Origin of the sequence: Kurthia massiliensis, assembly GCF_000285555.1 — a bacterium.
Lineage (GTDB): Bacteria > Bacillota > Bacilli > Bacillales_A > Planococcaceae > Kurthia > Kurthia massiliensis.
The window spans coordinates 40,269-46,268 of sequence record NZ_HE611007.1 but is presented as its reverse complement, the minus strand read 5'-3'; the positions used below and the strand labels follow the sequence as shown (position 1 = coordinate 46,268).

9 protein-coding genes are annotated in these 6,000 nt (G+C 42.0%); all 9 read left to right on the top strand.

Annotation, left to right across the window (positions count from 1 at the left end; translation table 11 throughout):
• Window positions 1-184 precede the first annotated feature (184 nt).
• From tmk to rsmI, 9 genes are read left to right on the top strand one after another with little or no spacing between them, the layout of a single operon-like run.
• A complete protein-coding gene (gene tmk, locus KMHG_RS16370) occupies window positions 185-811 on the top strand; it encodes a dTMP kinase (protein ID WP_010291184.1) in 627 nt (208 codons plus the stop codon).
• A 60-nt stretch (window positions 812-871) separates the two neighbouring features.
• Window positions 872-1,201, top strand: coding sequence for a cyclic di-AMP receptor DarA (gene darA / locus KMHG_RS16365; protein WP_010291183.1), 330 nt, complete (start codon window positions 872-874; stop codon window positions 1,199-1,201).
• Window positions 1,202-1,220: 19 nt separating this feature from the next.
• Entirely contained in the window at window positions 1,221-1,658 is a 438-nt protein-coding gene (locus KMHG_RS16360; RefSeq protein WP_010291182.1) for a YaaR family protein, read from the top strand.
• A gap of 54 nt (window positions 1,659-1,712) precedes the next feature.
• Window positions 1,713-2,720 carry a DNA polymerase III subunit delta' gene (holB, locus tag KMHG_RS16355; protein WP_010291181.1) on the top strand — a complete coding sequence of 336 codons (1,008 nt, stop codon included), beginning with the start codon at window positions 1,713-1,715 and terminating at the stop codon, window positions 2,718-2,720.
• Entirely contained in the window at window positions 2,713-3,531 is an 819-nt protein-coding gene (locus tag KMHG_RS16350) for a PSP1 domain-containing protein (RefSeq protein ID WP_010291180.1), read from the top strand. Before holB ends, KMHG_RS16350 begins: the two co-directional genes overlap by 8 nt.
• A gap of 20 nt (window positions 3,532-3,551) precedes the next feature.
• A complete protein-coding gene (gene yabA, locus KMHG_RS16345) occupies window positions 3,552-3,911 on the top strand; it encodes a DNA replication initiation control protein YabA (protein ID WP_026022152.1) in 360 nt (119 codons plus the stop codon).
• 50 nt (window positions 3,912-3,961) lie between these two features.
• Window positions 3,962-4,711, top strand: coding sequence for a tRNA1(Val) (adenine(37)-N6)-methyltransferase (locus KMHG_RS16340; RefSeq protein WP_010291176.1), 750 nt, complete (start codon window positions 3,962-3,964; stop codon window positions 4,709-4,711).
• Complete coding sequence (locus KMHG_RS16335; RefSeq protein WP_010291174.1) at window positions 4,695-4,961, top strand: GIY-YIG nuclease family protein; 267 nt, start codon at window positions 4,695-4,697, stop codon at window positions 4,959-4,961. The genes KMHG_RS16340 and KMHG_RS16335 overlap by 17 nt, the downstream gene beginning before the upstream one ends.
• Entirely contained in the window at window positions 4,961-5,827 is an 867-nt protein-coding gene (gene rsmI / locus KMHG_RS16330) for a 16S rRNA (cytidine(1402)-2'-O)-methyltransferase (protein ID WP_010291172.1), read from the top strand. The genes KMHG_RS16335 and rsmI overlap by 1 nt, the downstream gene beginning before the upstream one ends.
• Window positions 5,828-6,000 lie beyond the last annotated feature (173 nt).

The window sequence follows — 6,000 nt, the reverse complement described above, 5'->3', positions numbered from 1 at the left end:
GCAGGTCAGTGCTTTTTTTGTTCGTCCAAATGTTTTTCATTTATTTATAGAAATCTCTATAATAGAGCTATAAGGGACGTGAAAAGATGAACAAAAACGTGGTAAAACTAGTTGCAACAATTGCTGTCGCTGCGGTGACGCTAACGATAAAGCCAAAGAAAGCGAAATAGAGAGGTAAGATTTAATGAAAACAACACTGTTTATTACATTTGAAGGCCCAGAAGGGGCAGGGAAAACGACCGTTTTACGCTTAATTGTAGAGCGTTTGCGCGCACAAGGTGTCGATGTTGTGTCGACACGTGAACCAGGTGGTAGTATTATTGCTGAAAAAATTCGCAACGTTATTTTAGATAAAACACATACAGAAATGGATGGCCGTACAGAAGCATTATTATATGCGGCTGCGCGTAGTCAACATTTTGCGGAAACGGTAGAACCTGCACTAAAAGAGGGTAAAGTAGTATTATGTGACCGTTTTATTGACTCATCATTAGCTTACCAAGGCGTCGGTCGTGGACTTGGCGTCGATAAAGTGAAAAAAATTAATGAGTTTGCGATTGGGGATCGTATGCCTGACGTAACGATTTTATTTAGTTTAGCACCAGCAATCGGCTTAGCGCGTATTCAAGCGAATGCTGGCCGTGAAGTGAATCGTTTAGATAAAGAAGGCTTAGCGTTCCATGAATCTGTACACGCTGCTTATTTAACGTTAGCAGAGCGTTTCCCAGAACGCATTCGTGTCATTGATGCAAGTAAGTCTATTGAAGAAGTTGTTGAACTTGCGTGGCAGCACATCGCGCCACTTGTTTAGCGCACATATGAAAATGGACTTTATGATATAATAGTTGAAAAGAATCAGGAGTGAATGCCGATGAAATTAGTAGTTGCAGTAGTTCAAGATCAGGATAGTAACCGTCTTTCAAATGCGCTAACGAATAATCATTTTCGAGCAACGAAATTAGCCAGTACGGGCGGGTTCCTTAAAGCCGGGAATACGACTTTTTTAATTGGTACGGAGGATTCACTCGTTCCGAAAGCGCTCGATGTCATTCGTGACAACTGTCGCTCTCGTGAACAGATGGTAGCACCAATTTCACCGATGGGCGGCAATGCAGATTCGTACATTCCGTATCCAGTAGAGGTCGAAGTTGGCGGCGCGACGGTATTCGTTTTACCGATCGAACAATTCCATCATTTCTAGAATGGAGGCGACCAAATAGGTGAAAATTAACCAAGATATACACATCGGTAGAAGTCAGACGCAATCCCGTCAAGTACCGCAGCAACCTACGAGTAACTTCGGAAGCCTTGTTGTCAAACAAGGGCAAAAAATGCAGACGGAGCAACTGACACGTCTTTTAGGGGACATTTCTGCCGCTGGTGACCGCATTGTGAAATCGCGTAATTTGCGTGAACTTGCGAAGTTTAAAATGCTCATTAAGCGCTTTTTAAAGGAATCTGTATCGTTCGGTATGGAGTTAAAGCAGTCACATACGTGGAACCGTTTTGGGGAAGGCCGTCGTTTGAAAATTGTCGATACGATCGACGAAAAGTTAATTGAACTAACAGAAGACATCTTAAATGAAGAGCGTGATTCTGTTGAAATTTTAGCGAAAATTGGTGAGATTAAAGGGTTACTCATTAATCTTTACACATAACCCCGCGTGGATTCGCCATGTGCGAAGCGCGGGATTTTTTAAAAGGTGATGGACATGAACAAAACAACTGAACAGCTGAAGCAATTGCAGCCCGTCGTCATGCAACAACTTGAGATTATACAGCGCAAAAATCGCATCGGACAGGCTTACATATTTGAAGGGAAAAAAGGGACGGCAACAGAAGATGTTGCTTACTTTTTTGTAAAACAATTATTATGTGAAGCACCAGTAAACGGTGAACCATGCGAACAGTGTCGAAGCTGTCAGCGTATCGATAGCGGCAATCATGTGAATTTCCATCAAGTTTATCCAGAAGGTCAATTCATTAAAGTCGCTGCGATTGAAGCACTATTAGACGAAATGAGTAAGACCGGGATGGAAGCTGGACGCAAAGTGTACATCGTGCACGAAGCAGAGCGTCTCAACCCACAATCTGCGAATAAATTACTGAAGTTTTTAGAAGAGCCAGACGGTATGGTAACGGCTATTTTCATTACGCAAAATATGAACGCTATCTTACCGACGATTCGCTCTCGTTGCCAACATATCGCCTTTCAACCGATTCCTCGTCAATATTTAATGGCACAACTGCAAGCGAATGGCATGAGTCCATCGATTGCGGCGACGCTTAGCGTAATGACGAGTGATATCGACGAAGCGATGACGCTTTCTGAAGATGAGGCGTTTGCGCAAGCTAGAAAAACAGTGTTAAAATTAGTAGAAGCGACGCTATCGAAAAATGTGCATGAAGCATTATTGATCGTACACGAAGATTGGTTGCCAGCTTTTAAAGAAAGAGACCAAATGGAGTTAGCATTGGATCTGCTACTGTTCGCGTATCGCGATCTCGTAGCGGTGAAAGCAAACCAACAAGCAGCACTGACGTATCCAGATATGCATGAATTCTTCGTGAAAAATGGATTGCGTTTTACGTACGAGCAACTTTCAAACATGTTACAAGCGGTGCTACGTGCGCGTCAAACGTTGCAACGTAATATGAATCGTACACTGCTGATGGAGCAACTAATGCTGAATCTGCAGGAGGGAAAATCCTTTGTATAAAGTAATAGGTGTCCGCTTTAAGAAGGCGGGTAAAATATATTATTTCGATCCTGGTGACATTGCACTCGAAAATGGGCAGTATATCATTGTCGAGACAGCACGTGGGATTGAATACGGTAAAGTCGTCGTTCCACCACGCGAAGTCGATGAAGAAGATGTCGTTTTACCGCTAAAGCAAGTCGTTCGTTCTGCTGACGAGCGTGATCGCATTCAAGTTGCACAAAATATCGACGACTCAAAACGAGCTTTTGAATTAGCAACAGAAAAAATCGCGCTACATCAGCTAGAAATGAAGCTCGTCGATGTAGAATATACATTCGACCGCAATAAAATTATTTTTTACTTCACAGCGGAAGGCCGCGTAGATTTCCGTGAGCTCGTAAAAGATTTAGCATCTGTATTCCGTACGCGTATAGAATTACGCCAAATAGGGGTACGTGATGAAGCGAAAATGTTAGGTGGTATCGGTCCTTGTGGTCGTATGCTTTGCTGTTCAACATTTTTAGGTGATTTTGAACCAGTGTCGATTAAAATGGCGAAGGATCAAAATTTATCATTAAATCCATCGAAAATTTCAGGTTTATGCGGACGCTTAATGTGCTGCTTAAAATATGAAAACGATGAATACGAAGAAGTACGTTCAAAAATGCCAGATGTCGGTCATACGATTAATACACCGGACGGTAAAGGTAAGGTTGTTGGTTTGAATATTTTAGAACGTTTGCTACAAGTAGAATTATTTGAAGAAAATCGTGTGTTAGAATATACATTAGATGAAATAGTAGAATTTGAAAAAAGTTCAGTCCAATAGGGGAATATGAGGTGGCTTGCGTGAAGGACCATAATTTCTTAGATACTGTTATGGAATTCGAACAACAGCTTGAGTCGATGCAAACTCAGTTTGAGGCATTAAAAAAGTTTGTCGCGTTAATGATGGAGGAACATCAAACACTACAAATGGAAAATCATCATTTACGTACGCGTTTAGAAGAGGTATTGTCGCATCAAGAAAAAATGCCGATGCCGCTTGAAGAGCAAAAACGCGAAGTACTTGATGTCGGAGAAGGATATGATAATCTTGCGCGCCTTTATCACGAAGGGTACCATGTATGTAACGTACATTTCGGTACTTCTCGTAAAGGTGAAGATTGCTTATTCTGTCTAGCATTTTTAAATAAACAAAATGACTAAAAGACTGTACCACTCTGTGGCTCAGTCTTTTAGTTTGTTGGAGGGTTAATATGGAACAATGGTTAAAAGATGATGAACGACTGGACTATTTATTAGCGGAGGAATTGCGTATTATTCAAAGTCCATCGGTATTTTCATTTTCTTTAGATGCCGTGTTGTTATCGCGCTTCGTCAACGTCCCACACCATAAAGGACACATCGTTGATCTTTGTGCAGGGAACGGCGCGATTCCACTATTTTTAAGCGCGCGTACGAAAGCACATATTACAGCGGTTGAACTACAAGATCGTTTAGTCGATATGGCGACACGTAGCGTGCAATACAATGCGCTTGAATCACAAATTACAGTTATGCAAGGCGACGTACGTACAGTAGCGAACAACCTTGGCATTGAAAAGTATGACGTCGTAACATGCAATCCGCCGTACTTTTTAGCACATGAAGCGAGCGATAAAAACTTAAAAGAACATGTAAAAATCGCACGTCACGAAATTTATTTAAAACTGGATGAAATGATTCATACGTCAGGCCGTCTATTAAAACAAGGTGGTAAAGCGGCATACGTTCATCGCCCAGAACGTTTACTTGATATCGTCACAGCGATGCGCGCAAACCGTATTGAGCCGAAGCGTATGCAACTCGTGTACCCAAAAATGGGAAAAGAGGCGAATACGCTATTAATTGAAGGTATTAAAGATGGCAAGCCAGGCTTAAAAGTATTGCCACCACTTTACGTATATGATGATAACAATGAATATACTGATGAAGTGCGCGTGATGCTATATGGCGACGCCGAATAAAGAAACGATGTACGTCTTGCGTTGTGCAGACGGGACACTTTATACAGGTTATACGAACAATTTAGAAAAACGACTGGCGACGCACAATGCGGGCAAAGGCGCGAAATATACGCGTGCACGCTTGCCAGTAACGTGCATTTACGCCGAAACGTTTGAAACGAAACATGATGCGATGAGCGCAGAATATCATTTTAAACGTTTAACGCGTGCACAAAAGTTAAATTATATAGAAGAAAGAGGAGGACAATGATGCAATCACAAATGAGCGCTCAGCACGAAACAGGCGCACTCTATTTAGTCCCTACACCAATTGGTAACTTAGAAGATATGACGATGCGCGCATTGCGTATTTTAAAAGAAGCAGACGTGATCGCTGCGGAAGATACACGCAATACGAAACGTTTATGTAACTATTTTGAAATTGAAACACCACTAACGAGCTACCACGATTTTAACCAAGAGCAAGGTGGCGAGAAATTACTACACATGCTACGTGAAGGAAAAACAGTAGCCCTTGTGAGCGATGCAGGGATGCCTTGTATTTCTGATCCGGGGAAAGATATCGCGATGAAAGCAATCGCAGAAGGTATTGCTGTTGTGCCACTTCCTGGTGCGAATGCCGCACTGACAGCACTTATCGGTTCTGGACTTCCTGCGCAACCGTTTTTATTTTTCGGTTTCTTAAGCCGTCAAAAGAAAGAACGTCGCGAAGCGCTAGAAGGACTAGCGAAACGTCATGAGACAATCATTTTTTACGAAGCGCCACACCGTTTAAAAGATACGCTCAAAGATATGCAAGCAAACCTTGGCAATCGTCGTATCGTTTTAGCACGTGAGCTGACGAAAAAATTTGAAGAGTTTTTACGCGGTACGATCGACGAAGCACTTGAATGGGCAAATGAAAGCGAAATTCGCGGTGAATTCGTTGTCATCGTCGAAGGTGCAGATGAAAGTGTCGTTGAAGAAACAGTCGAATGGTGGTCTACGCTTACTGTTGTCGAGCACATAGAGAAGTTAATCGAAGATGGACAAAGCTCTAAAGATGCCATTAAAGAAGTGTCTAAAGTACGCAAATTACCGAAACGAGACGTATATCAAGCGTATCACGTTGAGTAAATATAAATAGAGGCTAGAACAAAATGCTAGTCAATAAAAAAGACATTCATGATTTGAAAAAAATCGTGAATGTCTTTTTTTATTTGTCAGGAAGCCGTTGTTCTCCGTTTCGGCCGACGCTTTTCGCGGGCACGGCTCCATCTAATTTTTTTCGCGACCTCGCGAAAAAAATG